16 protein-coding genes are annotated in these 15418 nt (G+C 67.7%); 12 read left to right on the top strand and 4 right to left on the bottom strand.

What is annotated here, in order from left to right; all coding sequences use genetic code 11:
* The first annotated feature begins 84 nt into the window (after positions 1–84).
* Genes ACH34R_RS11750 through ACH34R_RS11780 form a run of 7 tightly spaced genes read left to right on the top strand, consistent with a single transcriptional unit; the run spans position 85 to position 6739 of the window.
* Positions 85–1869 carry an ABC transporter ATP-binding protein gene (locus ACH34R_RS11750; protein WP_397561390.1) on the top strand — a complete coding sequence of 595 codons (1785 nt, stop codon included), beginning with the start codon at positions 85–87 and terminating at the stop codon, positions 1867–1869.
* Between the two features lie 5 nt (positions 1870–1874).
* Positions 1875–2450 (top strand): RNA polymerase sigma factor, encoded by a 576-nt coding sequence (locus ACH34R_RS11755; RefSeq protein WP_397561391.1) that lies wholly within the window; start codon positions 1875–1877, stop codon positions 2448–2450.
* Positions 2447–3262 carry a zf-HC2 domain-containing protein gene (locus ACH34R_RS11760; protein ID WP_397561392.1) on the top strand — a complete coding sequence of 272 codons (816 nt, stop codon included), beginning with the start codon at positions 2447–2449 and terminating at the stop codon, positions 3260–3262. Before ACH34R_RS11755 ends, ACH34R_RS11760 begins: the two co-directional genes overlap by 4 nt.
* On the top strand, positions 3259–4116 hold the full coding sequence (locus ACH34R_RS11765; RefSeq protein WP_397561393.1) for an ABC transporter ATP-binding protein: 858 nt from the start codon (positions 3259–3261) through the stop codon (positions 4114–4116). The genes ACH34R_RS11760 and ACH34R_RS11765 overlap by 4 nt, the downstream gene beginning before the upstream one ends.
* The gene (locus ACH34R_RS11770) at positions 4113–5573 is read left to right on the top strand and encodes a hypothetical protein (protein ID WP_397561394.1); all 1461 of its coding nucleotides are present in this window, start codon (positions 4113–4115) and stop codon (positions 5571–5573) included. Before ACH34R_RS11765 ends, ACH34R_RS11770 begins: the two co-directional genes overlap by 4 nt.
* Before the next feature lie 5 nt (positions 5574–5578).
* Positions 5579–6196, top strand: coding sequence for a hypothetical protein (locus tag ACH34R_RS11775; protein WP_397561395.1), 618 nt, complete (start codon positions 5579–5581; stop codon positions 6194–6196).
* A 9-nt stretch (positions 6197–6205) separates the two neighbouring features.
* Complete coding sequence (locus ACH34R_RS11780) at positions 6206–6739, top strand: S26 family signal peptidase (protein ID WP_397561396.1); 534 nt, start codon at positions 6206–6208, stop codon at positions 6737–6739.
* A 272-nt stretch (positions 6740–7011) separates the two neighbouring features.
* On the opposite strand, the gene ACH34R_RS11785 is transcribed toward ACH34R_RS11780, so the two are convergent.
* Positions 7012–8199 carry a helix-turn-helix domain-containing protein gene (locus tag ACH34R_RS11785; RefSeq protein WP_397561397.1) on the bottom strand — a complete coding sequence of 396 codons (1188 nt, stop codon included), beginning with the start codon at positions 8197–8199 and terminating at the stop codon, positions 7012–7014.
* A 158-nt stretch (positions 8200–8357) separates the two neighbouring features.
* A complete protein-coding gene (locus ACH34R_RS11790; protein ID WP_397561398.1) occupies positions 8358–8987 on the bottom strand; it encodes a TetR/AcrR family transcriptional regulator in 630 nt (209 codons plus the stop codon).
* Between the two features lie 80 nt (positions 8988–9067).
* On the opposite strand from ACH34R_RS11790, the gene ACH34R_RS11795 reads away from it, so the two are divergent.
* The gene (locus ACH34R_RS11795) at positions 9068–10129 is read left to right on the top strand and encodes an aldo/keto reductase (protein WP_397561399.1); all 1062 of its coding nucleotides are present in this window, start codon (positions 9068–9070) and stop codon (positions 10127–10129) included.
* On the opposite strand, the gene cobF is transcribed toward ACH34R_RS11795, so the two are convergent.
* On the bottom strand, positions 10083–10841 hold the full coding sequence (gene cobF, locus ACH34R_RS11800) for a precorrin-6A synthase (deacetylating) (RefSeq protein ID WP_397561400.1): 759 nt from the start codon (positions 10839–10841) through the stop codon (positions 10083–10085). The genes ACH34R_RS11795 and cobF overlap by 47 nt on opposite strands.
* A 42-nt stretch (positions 10842–10883) precedes the next feature.
* Here cobF and ACH34R_RS11805 point away from each other — a divergent pair, with 42 nt between their 5' ends.
* The 4 genes from ACH34R_RS11805 to ACH34R_RS11820 are packed head-to-tail and all read left to right on the top strand — an operon-like array spanning position 10884 to position 13946.
* The gene (locus tag ACH34R_RS11805) at positions 10884–11282 is read left to right on the top strand and encodes a pyridoxamine 5'-phosphate oxidase family protein (RefSeq protein WP_397561401.1); all 399 of its coding nucleotides are present in this window, start codon (positions 10884–10886) and stop codon (positions 11280–11282) included.
* Positions 11279–12484, top strand: a complete 1206-nt coding sequence (gene cbiE / locus ACH34R_RS11810; RefSeq protein ID WP_397561402.1) for a precorrin-6y C5,15-methyltransferase (decarboxylating) subunit CbiE — start codon at positions 11279–11281, stop codon at positions 12482–12484. The genes ACH34R_RS11805 and cbiE overlap by 4 nt, the downstream gene beginning before the upstream one ends.
* Positions 12481–13236 carry a precorrin-4 C(11)-methyltransferase gene (cobM, locus tag ACH34R_RS11815; protein WP_397561403.1) on the top strand — a complete coding sequence of 252 codons (756 nt, stop codon included), beginning with the start codon at positions 12481–12483 and terminating at the stop codon, positions 13234–13236. Before cbiE ends, cobM begins: the two co-directional genes overlap by 4 nt.
* The gene (locus tag ACH34R_RS11820) at positions 13221–13946 is read left to right on the top strand and encodes a cobalt-precorrin-6A reductase (protein ID WP_397561404.1); all 726 of its coding nucleotides are present in this window, start codon (positions 13221–13223) and stop codon (positions 13944–13946) included. Before cobM ends, ACH34R_RS11820 begins: the two co-directional genes overlap by 16 nt.
* On the opposite strand, the gene cobJ is transcribed toward ACH34R_RS11820, so the two are convergent.
* Positions 13937–15418, bottom strand: a complete 1482-nt coding sequence (gene cobJ / locus ACH34R_RS11825) for a precorrin-3B C(17)-methyltransferase (protein WP_397561405.1) — start codon at positions 15416–15418, stop codon at positions 13937–13939. The genes ACH34R_RS11820 and cobJ overlap by 10 nt on opposite strands.

The raw sequence follows: 15418 nt of genomic DNA on the forward strand, positions 1-15418 counted from the left end.
CAGATGCCTTCTGCGAACCACCGGACCACACTGTCCGCGATAAAAATAGTAGTCCGGCGAGCTCCTTGGTCTACGACGATCCAGGTGCTTTCCACCCTTGTGGTAGGCGTCGCGCCGGTGGCCTCGGCCTGGCTGCTCAAGCTTATCATCGACGAAATAGGGTCGGATGGCGCATATCTGCCAGAGCTGCTCCCGTTGCTGCTGTCTCTGGTAGCAGCAGCGGTGATAAGCGCGGTCGTGCCACAGGTGATCCTGTATTCCGGCAAGGAAATGAATAGAAAGGTCCGGCTGGAGGTAAACGATCAACTGTTCGGTAGTGTGTCAAAGTTTGTCGGGCTCGGGCGCCTGGAGGACCCGGCCTTCCACAACAAGCTGTCGATTGCCCAAAGGAGTGGTCGAGAGAGCCCAGGGCAGATCGTTTTGGGGCTCCTCGGAGCCTTTCAGGGAGCGATTACACTCTCTGGTTTCTCCATTACGCTGATCACGCTGAGCCCGGTACTGGCGGGCATCATCGCTGCGGCGGCGCTACCTACCCTCGTGGCCGAGTTCAAGCTGAGCCGCCGGCGAGCGAACCTCGCCTGGTCGATCGGACCCGCGGAGCGGCGCGAACTGTTCTATGCGAACGTGCTCCGTGACCTTCAGGCGGCGAAGGAGATCCGGATCTTCGATCTCGGTGGCTTCTTCAAAGGGAGAATGCTGACCGAGCTGCGGCAGATCAACAAGGTCAACGCGTCATTGGACCTGAAGGTGCTACGCACTCAGGGAGGGCTGGCCCTGGCCACGGCATTGGCCAATGGGGCCGGGATCGCCTGGGCCGCGACGGCCGCGATCGACGGGCGTATAACGATCGGCGACATCGCCATGTTGTCGGCGGCGATGGTCGGAGCTCAGGGGTCCATCCGAAGCATGGTGCAGAGCACGGCCCGTATCCACGAGGCGCTGTTGGTGCTCGACCATTACTTCGAGATCATCAGAATGCCGTCAGACCTACCCGTGCGCGATTCGCCGACAAGCGTCCCTGTGCTGATGCATGGGATAGAGTTTCGTGACGTCTGGTTTCGCTACGGCAGTGATCAGCCGTGGATCTTGAGAGGCGTTGATCTTTTCATTCCGCGCGGCGAATCGGTCGCGCTGGTAGGGCATAACGGCGCTGGCAAGTCGACCCTGATCAAACTGCTGTGCAGATTCTACGATCCGGTGCGCGGCCAGATTCTGTGGGATGGCGTTGATATCCGGGAGTTCGATCCGGAGGTCTTCCGGGCGAAGATCGGCGCCGTCTTCCAGGATTATATGTGCTATGACCTGAGCGCTGCCGAGAACATCGCGCTGGGAGACCTCGCCGCTCTGGGGCGCGAAGATCGCCTGACGGCCGCCGCTCGCCTTGCCGGTGTTCACGAGCACCTGGAGCAGCTGTCGAACGGATATCACACCCTGCTGAGCCGCATCTATCTTGCCGACGACCAGGAACAGAGCACCGGGGTCTATCTCTCGGGTGGACAGTGGCAGCGGCTCGCGCTGGCAAGGAGTTTTGTGCGCGACAAGGCAGAGCTTCTCATTCTCGATGAGCCCAGCTCGGGATTGGACGCCGAAGCCGAGGATGAGATCCATCGAGCGCTACGAGAATATCGTGGCACGCAGACCAGCCTGCTGATTTCACACCGGCTGGGGGCGCTGCGTGGCGCACACTGCACGGCGGTCCTGGCCGATGGAAGGGTGGCCGAAGTGGGCACGCACGACGAGCTGGTGGAGCGAGAGGGGATGTACGCGCGCCTATTCGCCATACAGTCCCGCGGATACCAGAAGGATGTGGAACCCACTGTCGGTGATCATGAACCGTCGGGCACGTCCAATGCGATAGACATGGTGTGACCCACATGGCGCGGGACAAAGGGAGGGCCCGTCCTTGCTCGGACGAGGAGCGCATCGATGTCGATCTCCTCGCATCGGTGGCTTCTGGTCACATGGATGCGTTGCGGCTTCTGCAACGACGCCATGCTGCCTGGCTTCGAGCGCGCCTGGCTCGCCGGTGTTCTGACTCCGACCTTGTCGATGATGCGTTGCAGGACACGTTCGTGGCGCTGTGGCAACGTGCGGGGGAGTATGACGCCGAAAAGGGGCACGCGGCGGCCTGGTTGTGGTCGATCGCCATCCGCCGCCTCATTTCTCGCTTACGCGCCGTTGACGGCCGCTGGATCAGTGCCGGATGGGAGCCGGACGCGAACGACGCGCTTACGCTTTCGGCGGAGGACGCCCTCTTGGTGGGGGTGGAACATGGCGATGTCGGCGGAGCGCTTCGCCGGCTGGCTCCCGAACTTCGCGCGGTCATCCAAGCCACCGTTGTGGACGGGCTGACGGTGCTGGAGGCGGCGCACATCCTCGGCATCCCGCCCGGCACGGTAAAATCGCGTGCGAGAAGGGCGCGACTCCTGCTCAGGGAGTACCTCTCATGACAACGCAGTGGCATATCCCGCAAGGATTGCTGGACGACTATCTTGCAGATCAGCTGGACCAGTCGCTGGCTGCATCGGTGGACGCCCATCTCGCGGAGTGTTCGCATTGCAGGAGCCTCGTACCGGCGAATGAGGCATGGCTCGACGATATCTGGGAGCAGGTCGCCGAGGTCATCGTCAGTCCAGACCGGACGCTTTTCGAGCGCGTGGTCATCAGATGTGGACTGCCCGACCACCAGGCGCGTCTGGTCGCAGCCACTCCAGGACTCGCCTGGATATGGCTGCTGGGAGTCCTGCTGAGCCTGGGGTTCGCATTCGGGGCGGCGGCGGTCTGGTCGTCCGAAATCCTCCCGTTCCTGGTGCTGGCGCCGTTGTTCCCGTTGTCGGGGATCGCCCTGGCGTACGGCTACAGCGTCGATCCGGCCCACGAGATCACCGCCGCGACGCCATCGGCCGGACTGCGACTCCTGTTACTACGGGCTCCGGTGACCTTGATTCCAGCCATTGTGCTGACCAGCGTCCTGGCACCGTTTCTCGGGCAGCCGCCTGGTATCAGCGCGGCATGGCTTCTCCCTGCGTTGATGTTGACCTTGGCGGTTCTCGCCCTGGGGACCAGGTCTTCCCTTCAGGTGGCAGCGGCTGTCGTCGGCGGGGTCTGGCTGGCCACGGTGGCACTTGTCGTCATCAGCTCGGGTGAATGGCTGCCGCTGTTCCAGCCAGTCGCCCAGTCGCTGTACGCGGTCGCGGCCTTCGCCTTCGCCATGTTCGTTTATGTCAAGCGGGACATCTACAGCTATAGGGAATCGACGTGAGCGTGACGGTCAGTGTTCAGAATTTGAGTAAGCGTTTCGGTGGAAAAACCGTGCTCGACGGGCTTGGTCTTGAACTGAGGAGAGGGGTCACCGGACTGCTCGGACCCAACGGAGCCGGCAAGACCACCTTGCTGCGCTGCCTGGTCACGACCCTGGCGCCTGATGAGGGAAGCATCCGGGCCCTCGGTTTCGACCCCGCGGAGCCTGGGCAGCGTACCGAACTGCGCTGTCGGCTTGGTTATCTGCCGCAGGACCCGGGCTTCTACCCGCATTTCACCGCTTATGAACTCGTGGATTACATCGCGATATTGAAGGAGATCACAGATCGGGGACGGCGACGCAAAGAGGTATGGCGTGTTCTTGCTGATGTCGGACTGACCGATCGCGCCAAAACGAAGACTAGAAAGCTCTCCGGTGGGATGCGCCAGCGTCTCGCCCTGGCGCAGGCCCTGCTCGGGGAACCTCAACTCCTGGTACTCGACGAGCCCACGGTGGGACTCGATCCTGAGCAGCGCATGCAGTTTCGCGCTCTGATCTCCAGACTGGGGGAGAGCCGTACCGTCCTGATCTCCACGCACCAAACCGAGGACGTGGCCGCGATGTGTGAAAGAGTCGTCGTCATCAACAATGGCCGGGCTCTCTTCACAGGTTCACCGCTTGAGCTGGCCGCCCATGCCGCGGGCCAGGTGTGGCTGGGAGAATCAGCCCCTCCAGCGGAGCGGTTGTTCTGGCGAACGGCGAATGGAAAATACCGCTTCTTGGGGGCGCATGTCCCGGGTGCGGAGCCTGCTGAACCGAGCGTCGAGGACGGCTATCTCCTGCTGCTCGGTCAGGTCGAGCAGGTGTCGGCATGAATGGCAGCTTGACGTTATTCGAGGTGAAGCGCCTACTGCGCAACCCGTTCCTTCTGGGGAGCGGCGCCGTGGCTCTGGGCTGGCTCACCGTGCAGACGTGGGCGATCGTGCCTGACTGGTCATTGGTGACCATCGGGGCGGCCACCGGCGGCCTGATCGTCGGCGCCACGGCGCTGGTGGTAGCGCATGTGATCTCCACCAGGGAGCGTCGAGGGGGGATGCCGGAGCTACTGGCGACACTCCCCGCCCAAGGCGCTGCACGGGCGCGTGCGGCGATGTGGAGTGTGGGCCTTGTGACCACCTTCTACGCCGGGGTCGTGATGGTGCTTCACCTGGTGAGCCTGTTGCCCGGGATTCCAGCCGGAAGACTGGACGTGTTCGAAGTACTGAGCGGTCTTGCCGCGGTCCTGCTGGCATCGGTCGGCGGCGTGGCGCTGGGACGCTGGCTTCCATCTCCCGTGGCGGGTCCTGTCGCGGTTTTTGTCGTACTCTTGACCACGCAGCTCGTCGACACTCGACGGTATGGATCATCGCTGGCCTGGCTGCTCCCCGTTCCGGGCGCTCATGTTCAGCCGGTGGGCCTCTTGCCTCGTTCCTCAGCGGAGCATGCGGTATATCTTCTCGCCCTGGCCGCTCTGGTCGCCTCTATCGCGATGCTACGCGATGGCGCTCACTGGCGCAGAATGGGCGGTGTGCTCGCGGGAGTCGGGGTCGCGATACCGATAGCGGTCGTATCGATACCGCCAGACTATTCCCCGCGTACGTACGAGAAGTACGCCGCCTCGGCGGCACGTAGCTGCCGGACCTTGGCCTCCGTCAAATACTGTGCGCTCAGTTCGTATGAGCCATGGATTCCATTATGGGCGGATGCCATCACTCCTATCGTGAACGCAATGCCGCCCGACGCCAGAGGTGATCTGCCAGAAATTCGGCAGCAGCTTGCGCCACCGTCCGTCGGAGGAATTGACACGTTCCGGTCCCCTCCCGAATGGCCGCGAGTGACCGGCCCGGAGCTCCGATGGGGTCGAAATGGAGCTGAGTCGGCGTTCAGAGGACGCCTTGCCGGCCTGGCCGTGGCGGCTGCCTTCAGGTTTCCGGCACCGCTGGTCCCGTTCTCCGAAAGTGAGAGACTGAATAGCGTACTTCTCAAGGCGTCACTTACGGGATCCGACGGTAGGGTGTGCGACGCCCGGGGACAGGGCCGGACCATCGTGGCCTTATGGCTCGTCATGCAGGTCTCCGAACCGGGGACGGCGACACTCGGGGGCGCCTACTACGGCCGCCAGGAGCTCGACTACGCCCGGCGGTTGGACCAGGCGCCGCGCGCCCGTGAACGCGTGCACCGGCATTGGAACACTCTGCTCCTGCCGGAAACGACGGTTGAGCAGGCCGCTTCCCTGCTCGGGCTCCCCGAGGCGTCGGATCCCCCCATGCGTTCAGCGCGGCCATGCGGTTGAGCCGGGTGTTCCTCTCGCTGGCGATACCCACTATTCGAGCGATCAACTGGGTGCCGCTGGCCGGCGCCATCGTTGCCCTGAGCCTGGTGGGCGCGTCGGTGTATGGATTCATTGATGGCCTGCGTCCCAGTGACGCACTGACGCTGCAAAGGGGTAGCGCGTTGGTGCTCGGTGCGACGGCGCCCTTTTGCCTCGTCGACCGGATGGCGCCCAGCGTCTCTGCTCTCCCCGTTCCCCGCTGGGTCCGGCAGTGGCTGCGGTTGACACTGTCGGTCTTGATCGTGGCCGTAGTATGGGGAACGCTTCTTTTGTGGGGACGCATCCGCCTTGGAAGTAGCGCCGTCCTTCCGGCATCAGGGCTTGGCGTCGAAGCTCTGGCCATTGTGCTCGTCGGCTTCCTGGGCACCGCGCTCGCCCTCCGAACGAACAGTGCCTTCCAAGCGGGTATCGCGGGTATCGCTTCGGAGCTTTTCCTTATCGGAGCAACAGCGTTTCTTCGCGGCGGCTGGCATCCATGGCCTGTTCCGGGCAGTGAGTATTGGAATCAAGTTCACATCGGCTGGCTTGCCATGGCCTGCGCGCTGCTGTTCGCATTAGTGTTCCTCAATCGGGATATACGGTGAAGTGGTCTCATGCGCAGGTATCGAGCACTCGCTGTCGGCGTCGTTCTTCTTGCTATGGGCGGCGGGCTTCTGCGCCGGCTGAGAAAGCACTATCTCCTGGTGACTGTGCAGGGCTCCAGCATGGCGCCCGGGCTCAGTCACGGTGATCGGCTGCTCGTGCGCCGGCGACCGTTTCATCAGGTCCGGCGCGGCCAGATCGTGCTCATACGGAACTCGCGGGAACCACACGGTCGGCTGCGGCCCGGTGAGACGGTGAACCTGGATCAGGTCGTCCCCTTGCTGATCAAGCGAGTGCTGGCGGTATCAGGCGATCCCATGCCCGGTGAGGAAGTGCAGGCGCTGAGCTTGGAGCCGGGACCGACCGTGCCCTTCGGGAAACTGATAGTGCTCGGCGACAATCCTGAAGATAGCTATGATTCCCGGCAGCATGGCTATTTCTCTGGCGGGGACGTCGTTGGAGTAGCTGTATTCCCTGCTGTATCACTCCCTATATGCCGCCGAACTATCTTGGGTGATAACCGGGCCAAGAAAGGAGAAAGATGAGCATCATCAGCACTATCGGCGACAAGATGGTGGGCCTTGCCCTTCCCAGCGTTGACGCTAGCGCGACAACGTCGGCCGCCTGTACCTATGTGGGCACCGAGTGCCGGAACTGTGGGCAGTTATGGTTCGACGAGTACGTCGACTACTACATGTGCAACGGAAAGCTTGAAGGGTACGGTCGCGGTTGCCACACGTGTGGTGACTAGGAACTCGGCTTGACCTTATCCGGTGGGCCGGTCGAATCCGGTGGGTTCGATCGGCCCACGCGTTCGTCAGACGGGGATGGCGTGGCGTTCGGCGAGTCGGCGGACCTCTGTTGCCCAGGATGGCTTGGCGCGGCGTAGCAGGGACTGCACGGACTCTCGGAGCAGGATGCGGTGGTCGAGGTCTTCGGGGCTTTCGTGTTCGATGCGCATAAGGTGGAGCAGGCAGCCTGCGTCGTCGCCGGTGTCCTCGCAGGCCCGGACGATCTCGCTCAGGTGGGTGGCGCGGCGCTCCAGGCTCGGTGTCGCGCGAATGTCCACATCTTCGGAGTAGCGCAGCACGTTACGTGGGTTACGTACGTCGGACTCCAGGGAGCATACGTGGATCGCCACGTTGGTGGCTGAGAAGAAGATGGGGTCGTACACCTCGCTGCCGTCCACTCGCTGGGCCAGTCGGCGGGCGTCGGTGCGGAGCATCTCCCTGCCGCGTTCGACCTCTCCGGTACGGGCGAGGCCGACGGCCGCGAGCTGGAACATCCCGCCCAAGGCGCGGATGTGCCGTTGGTCGCCGTCGCCGACATGCGGCGCGAAGTCTTCGATGCCACGCAATACGGTCTCACAGGCGAGCTGTGGCATGTCATACCAGAGCAGCGCCGCCGCGAGGCCCCGACGAGTCAACCCGATCATCAGTGGGTCGCCCGACTCCTCCGCGTATCGCACTCCTCGGTCCGCCGCCAGATAGGCGAGGTCCACCCGGCTCAATTGGTAGAACAGGCCACGGGTCAGATCGTAGGCGTCGGCCGCGACCCGGAACGCCGCTCGGTCTCCGTCGCGCACCAGGCGCTCGGTGTCGACGATCAGGTCGGGCAACACACGTAGTGTGTCGGTGTAGCGGTGCGGTGAGCTGTACAGACTGGCGCGGGTGGCGGCGACCCTCTGCGCGAGCTGTTCCACGGTGGGCGGCTCGACGTCCTGGATCATTGTCCGGTACGCGAACAGTGCCCGCTCCACATCGCCGATCTGTGGCTGCCCCGGTTGGTGGGTCTCCCTCGGTGGCTCGCCGACGAGAATGGCGGTCCGGACGCCGAGCACTTTGGCGATCTCTCGGAGCATCGGCAGGCTCGGCGTGCGTTGACCGTTTTCGACCAGCTCGATATGGCGCACCGTGCAGCCGACCCGAGTGGCCAGTGCGGTGGTGCTCATTCTCCGGCGTTCCCGCTCGCGGCGGATGGCGCCGCCCGTGTTGGCGTCGTTCATTCGGCCTGGCCCCATTCCCTGGCGTCTTGACAGCATCAGGTTACGGCGTGGCTCCTTTGCCTGCCAGGGGATCGCAAAAATGCGGAAGGTCGCTTATCCGCATGGGCGGATGCGGTATTGATCCAGATTAATCCGGTCAAGAAGTAATGCCGGTTAAGTTATCCGATCTCATCGTTTTGCGGGGAGAATATCCCGGCGCGGGCCGCCGCGATGGCCGCCTTGGCGGCGCGGTCGGCGGTCGTCTCGTCGAGGGGGTCGCCGCTGGCCAGCAGGCGGTAGTACAGCGGCGCGGAAACCGCGCGGATCACCTCTCGCGGGTCGGTGTCCTCGGGGACCTCGCCCCGGGCGGTGGCCTCCCGCACACAGGGCGCCCATTCGGTGATGCGCGCGTCGTAGAAGCGGCGCAGGGCCGCGGCCGTGCGCTCGTCGTAGGTCGCGGCGGCGATCACGGCCTTGAACAGCGGGCCCTGGCGCGGGTCGGTCAGCGTCGTGTAGACGAGCCGGGCGTGGGCGCCGAGGTCGCCGAGCAGCGATCCGGTGTGGGTGCGGGGCAGCGAGCTTTCGATCATCTCGGTGAGCAGGTCCGTCACCAGCGCGGTCACGGTGCCCCAGCGCCGGTAGACGGTGGTCTTGCCCACGCCCGCGCGTTGCGCGATGTCGGCGAGGTCCATGTGCGCGAAGCCGTGTTCGGCGAGTACGTCACCAGCGGCTCTGAGCACGGCCGCACGCACGCGCGCGGTACGCCCGCCGGGTCGCAGGGTCCCCGGTTCGGCCTCGTCGGTGGTCATAACGGGTCTCCAGTTCCGTTAGTCATGCACTGATGCTATGGTTCTAACGGTACTGGAGAACCGTTAAGGAGTGGGTTGGTATGGAGTACCGGCGACTCGGCGCGTCCGGCCTCAAGGTGCCCGCGCTGAGCTTCGGCGCGGGCACGTTCGGCGGCAGTGGGCCGATGTTCGGCGCCTGGGGGACGGTGGACGCCACGGAGGCCCGCCGCATGGTCGATATCTGCCTGGACGCGGGCGTCACCATGTTCGACACCGCCGACGTCTACTCCGACGGCGCTTCGGAGGACGTACTGGGCCAGGCCATCAAGGGCCGCCGGGACAAGGTGCTCATCTCCACGAAGGCCGGCCTGCCGATGGGCGACGGGCCGCACGAGGCCGGTACGTCACGCTCCCGCCTGCTCACATCGGTGGACGACGCGCTGCGCCGCCTCGGCACCGACCACATCGATCTGTTCCAGTTGCACGCCTATGACGCGGGCACCCCGATCGAGGAGGTCTTGTCCACGCTCGCCGGGCTCGTCCAGGCGGGCAAGATCCGCTACACCGGCGTGTCCAACTTCTCCGGCTGGCACCTGATGAAGTCCCTCGCCACGGCGGACCGGTACGGCTATCCCCGTTATGCCGCCCACCAGGTCTATTACTCGCTGGTCGGCCGCGACTACGAGTGGGAGCTGATGCCGCTCGGGCGCGAAGAAGGGGTCGGGGCCCTGGTCTGGAGCCCGCTCGGCTGGGGACGGCTGACCGGCAAGATCCGCCGCGGCCGGCCCCTTCCCGCCCAGAGCCGCCTGCACCAGACCGCCGACTCCGGCCCGCCCGTCTCCGACGATCACCTCTACGACGTCGTGGACGCCCTCGACGAGATCGCCGCCGAGACCGGCAAGAGCGTCCCCCAGATCGCCCTCAACTGGCTGCTCCAGCGCCCGACCGTCGCCTCCGTGATCATCGGAGCCCGCGACGAACACCAGCTCGGCCAGAACCTCGGCGCGGTCGGCTGGTCCCTTACCGCCGACCAGACGGCCCGCCTGGACAAGGCCAGCGAGATCACCCCGCCCTACCCTTACTACCCGTATCACCGCCCAGGGGGCTTCGCCCAGCTCAACCCCCCGATTCCGATGAGCGGCGGAGCAGGTAGGTGTCCATGATCCAGCCGTTTTCGGCGCGGGCCGACGCGCGGGCTTGGCGGATTTGTTCGGTTACCTCGGGGACGGGGCCGGATATCAGGATTTCTTGGGGAGTGCCCAGGTATGCGCCCCAGTAGAGGTGAAAGTCGGAAAGCCCGGCGAAGGAGCAGTGGGCGTCCAGCATGACCACCATGTCGTCGGCCGTCGGGCCGGATTCGGACAGGCGGCGGCCGGTGGTGAGGTGGAGGGGGCGGGCGACCTGGGTGAGCGGGATGCGGTGGCGGGCGGTGAGGGCGGCGATGCTGCTGATGCCCGGGATGACCTCGTAGTCGAACCCCACCCGACCCCGTTTGAGGATTTCTTCGATGATGGCGAGGGTGCTGTCGTACACGCCAGGATCGCCCCACACCAGGATCGCGCCGGTCTCGTCCTCGCCCAGGTGGTCGGCGATCAGGGACTCAAGGGCCTGGGAGCGGCGGGAGCGCCAGTCTTCGACGGCCTCGGTGTAGGCGGGGGTGGTGCGGTCGCGTTCGGGGTCGCGGGTCTCGGCGATCCGGTACGGCTCGCGGCCGTGCTCGGCGATCATGTCCAGCCGCAGCCGGATCAGGTCGTGTTTGACCTCGCCCTTGTCCACGATGAAGAACACGTCCGTCGCGGCGATGGCCTTGACCGCCTGGAGGGTGAGATGGTCGGGGTCGCCCGCCCCGATGCCGATCACGAGTAGCCGCTTCACCCGACAGAGTCTGCCAGAAGGCCATTTACCACCACATATACGATGAGCGCCGTGGACCTGGTCACGATGGGCGATGAGTTCGCCGAGTTCTGGCAGGAGCGGCACCTTTGCACGCTCTCCACCGTCCGTCCGGACGGCGGGCCGCCGCATGTGGTGCCGGTGGGGGTGACCCTCGATCTGCCCACCGGGATCGCCCGCGTGATCACCTCGGGGGCCTCGCGCAAGGCGCGGCTGATCGGGTCCGAAGGCGCGTCGGTCGCGCTGTGCCAGGTGGACGGCCGGCGCTGGTCCACCCTGGAGGGCCGGGCCGTGGTGCGGACCGAGCCGGACGAGATCGCCGACGCCGTACGCCGCTACGCCGAGCGCTACCGCCAGCCTCGGGAGAACCCGGCGCGGGTCGTGATCGAGATCCAGGTGACCCGCGTACTGGGCAACGTGTGATCACTGTCGTCGGCATCGGTGCGGACGGCTGGGACGGGCTGCCCGCCGCCTCCCGCCGCGCGGTGGAGGCCGCCGACGTGCTGATGGGCGGCCCCCGGCATCTGGAACTCGTTCCCGCCAAGGCCGAGCGGGTGGCGTGGCCGTCGCCGCTGCTGCCCGCGTTGCCCGGTCTTCTCCACCAATACGCAGGTCGCGCGATATGTGTGCTGGCCAGTGGTGATCCGATGTTCTACGGCATCGGCACGACGCTGGCGAGGCTGCTCGGCGCGGAGAACGTGAAAGTACTGCCGCAGGTGTCGTCGCTGTCGCTGGCCTGCGCCCGGCTCGGCTGGCCGGTCGAACGGGTGCGGGTGGTGAGCCTGGTCGGCCGCCCGCCCGAGGCCTTGCACGCCGCCGCCGGGCCCGGCCGCCGCCTCGTCGTGCTCGGCGCGGACGCCGGTTCCCCGTCCATGGTCGCCGGCCTGCTGACCCAGGCGGGGTACGGGCCGAGCGAGATGACCGTACTGTCCGATCTGGGAGCGGCCACCGAGGACGTACGGCAGGCCACCGCCGACGCCTGGACCGGGCAGGCCGCCTCCCCGCTGAACGTGATCGCCGTCGAGTGCGCCGCCGCGCCGGGCATCGAGCCGCTGCCCGCGTCCCCCGGCCTGCCCGACACCGCCTTCGAGCATGACGGGCAGCTCACCAAGCGGGAGGTCCGCGCGGTCACCTTGTCCAGGCTCGCCCCGCAGCACGGCGAACTCCTGTGGGACGTCGGCGCGGGCGCGGGCAGCATCGCCATCGAGTGGCTGCGGGTCCACCCGTCGTGCGCCGCCGTGGCGGTGGAGAGCCGGGCCGACCGGGCCGCAGCCGTGCGGCGCAACGCCGACCGGCTCGGCGTTCCGTCCCTGCGGATCGTGACCGGCCGCGCCCCGGACGCCCTGACCGGCCTGCCCACGCCCGACGCGGTGTTCGTCGGCGGCGGCGCGACCGCGCCCGGCCTGCTGGAACGCTGCTGGTCGGCGCTGCGCCCCGGCGGGCGGCTGGTCGCGAACGCGGTCACGCTGGAGACGGAGGCCGTCGTGGCGGCGTGGTACGGCAGGCTCGGCGGCGACCTGGTGCGGCTGGCCGTGCAGCGGGCCGCGCCGGTGGGCGGGTTCACCGGCTGGCGCGCTGCCATGCCGGTCACCATCTGGTCGGTGACCAAGGGGGACGCGGAATGACCGTCTACTTCATCGGGGCCGGTCCGGGCGCGGCCGACCTGATCACGCTGCGCGGGCTGCGCCGCCTGGAAGGCTGCCCGGTGTGCCTGTACGCGGGCTCGCTGGTCCCGGTCGAACTGTTGGACGCCTGCCCGCCCGGAGCCAAGCTGGTGGACACCGCCAACCTGACGCTCGACGAGATCGTGGCCGAGTTCGTCGCCGCCCACCGCGACGGCCTGGACGTGGCCCGGCTGCACTCCGGCGACCCGTCGGTGTTCAGCGCGGTGGCCGAGCAGATGCGCAGGCTGGAGGCGTACGGCGTGCCGTACGAGGTGGTGCCGGGCGTACCGGCGTTCGCGGCGGCGGCAGCGGCCTTGGGCAGGGAGCTGACCGTGCCCGGCGTCGGGCAGACGGTCATCCTGACCCGTACCGCCGCCCGCGCGACCCCGATGCCCGACGGCGAGGACCTGCCCACGCTCGCCGCCAGCCGGTCCACGATGGTGCTGCACCTGGCCGTGCAGCGGATCGACGCCGTGGTCGCCGACCTGCTGCCCGGCTACGGCCCCGACTGCCCGGTGGCGGTGGTGGCCCGCGCGAGCAGGGACGACGAGGAGATCGTGCGCGGCACGCTGGCCGACATCGCGGCCAAGGTCCGGGACGCCGGGATCAGGCGGACCGCGGTGATCATCGTCGGCCGGGTGCTGGGGGCGGCGGAGTTCCCCGACAGCCACCTCTACAGCGCGGCCAGGGACCGGGCGTGCGGCGGGTCCTGATCCTGGGCGGTACGGCGGAGGCCCGCGCGCTCGCCGCCGAACTCCACCCCCGGCTTTGCGTGGTGACCTCGCTGGCCGGGCGGGTGACCAACCCGAGGTTGCCGGTGGGGGAGGTACGCGAGGGCGGGTTCGGCGGGCCGGACGGGCTGGCCGCCTGGCTGGCGGCCGAGCGGATCGACCTGCTGGTGGACGCCACCCACCCGTTCGCGGCACGGATGACCGCCTCGGCGGTCGCGGCCTCGGCCGCCACCGGGGTCCCGCTGCTGATCCTGCGCCGCCCCGGCTGGACCGAAGGGCCTGGTGACACCTGGTCGCGGGCCGGGTCCCTGGAGGAGGCCGCCGCGCTGGTCCGTGAGAGGGCGCGGGTGTTCCTCACCACGGGACGGCGCAGCCTGCCGGTGTTCGCCGCGCTGCCCGGCCGGTGGTTCCTGGCCAGATCCGTCGATCCGCCCGAGCCGCCGGTGCCCGCTAACGTCCGCGTACTGCTGGACCGCGGGCCGTACACCGTGGCGGGCGAGACCGCGCTGATCCGCGAACACCGGCTGGACGTGCTGGTCACCAAGGACAGCGGCGGCCCGATGACCACCGCCAAACTGGTCGCGGCCCGGGAGACCGGGCTGCCGGTGATCATGGTGAACCGGCCGCCGGTGCCGCAAGGCGTGCTGCTGGCCGAGTCGGTGGCGGAGGCCGTGGCCTGGGTTCAGGGGTAGCGGCGGGGGGTGTAGACCACGCCGTCCCCGGTGACCCGGGTCGTGGAGGAGCCGATGATCAGCAGGCAGCGCATGTCCACCACGGCCGGGTCCAGGTCGCCGAGCGTGGTGACGGTGACGCTCTCCTGCGGGCCGCCGACGTCCCGGCCGATCACCACGGGCGTTTCCGGCGCGCGGTGTTCCAGCAGCAGGTCACGGGCGGCGGCGACCTGCCAGGTACGGCTGCGCGAGGCCGGGTTGTAGATCGCCAGCACCAGATCGGCCGCGGCGGCGGCGGTGATCCGGCGGGCCACCACCTCCCACGGCTTGAGCAGGTCCGACAGCGACAGTACGCAGAAGTCGTGCCCGAGCGGCGCGCCCGCCCGGCTGGCCACGGCCTGGGCGGCGGTCAGGCCGGGCACCACCCTGACCGGTACGCCGGGGAAGTCCCCCGCCGCCTCCAGCACCGCGCTGGCCATGGCGAACACGCCGGGATCGCCCGACGAGACCACCGCCACCCGGGCACCGTCGCGGGCCAGTTCCAGGGCGTGCCGGGCGCGTTCGGCCTCCACGCGGTTGTCGGTACGGTGGCGGCGCTGGCGCGGGTTCGGGGCCACCCGGTCCACATAAGGCCCATATCCCACGATGTCGGTGGCCGCCGCCAGAGCCTCCTGCGCCTCGGGCGTGAGCCAGTCCCGCCCGGCCGGGCCGAGCCCGACCACGGCCACCTCGCCGGGGCCTTCGTTTTGCGGGGTTTCGGGCACGAGCGTGCGCGCTGCGGCGGGACTCGGCAGCAGCGCCAGCGCGAAGTACGGCACGCCGTCCGGATCGACGTCCTTGAGCGGCGCGACCCGCTGGCCGCCCATGGTGGCCCGCTCGACGTACCAGGCGTCGTCCAGCCGGCCGGTCGCCGCCAGGGCGTCCCTGACCTTGGTGAACGTCCTGCCCAGCTTGAGCACGGCGGCCGGGTCGGGGCCGCCGAGCCGTTCGGCCAGGGTCTCGGCGGGCAGCGTGCCGGGCAGCACGGTCAGCACCTCGTCGCGCTCCACCAACGGACGCCCGAGCACGGCGGACGCCGCGCTGACCGACGTGACGCCGGGCACGACCTCGGTCGGGTAGCGGTGGGCGAGCCGTTTGTGCAGGTGCATGTAGGAGCCGTAGAACATCGGGTCGCCCTCGGCCAGCACCACCACCGTACGGCCCGCGTCCAGGTGGGCGGCCAGGCGATGCGCGCAGTCGGCGTAGAAGTCGTCCAGCGCGCCCTGGTACCCGCCGGGGTGGTCGGTGGTCTCCGTGGTCAGCGGGTAGAGCAGCAGCTCCTCGACCTGCCCTTCGCGCAGGTACGGCAGCGCGATCGAGCGGGCGATGCTGCGGCCGTGCCGGGCCGCGTGGTACGCGATCACGTCGGCCTCGCCGATCAGCCTGGCCGCTCTGATGGTGATCAGCTCGGGGTCCCCGGGACCGAGCCCGACCCCGTACAGACGTCCGGTCAA

The sequence above is a fragment of the Spongiactinospora sp. 9N601 genome, assembly GCF_044326295.1.
In the GTDB taxonomy this organism is placed as follows: Bacteria; Actinomycetota; Actinomycetes; order Streptosporangiales; family Streptosporangiaceae; genus Spongiactinospora; species Spongiactinospora gelatinilytica.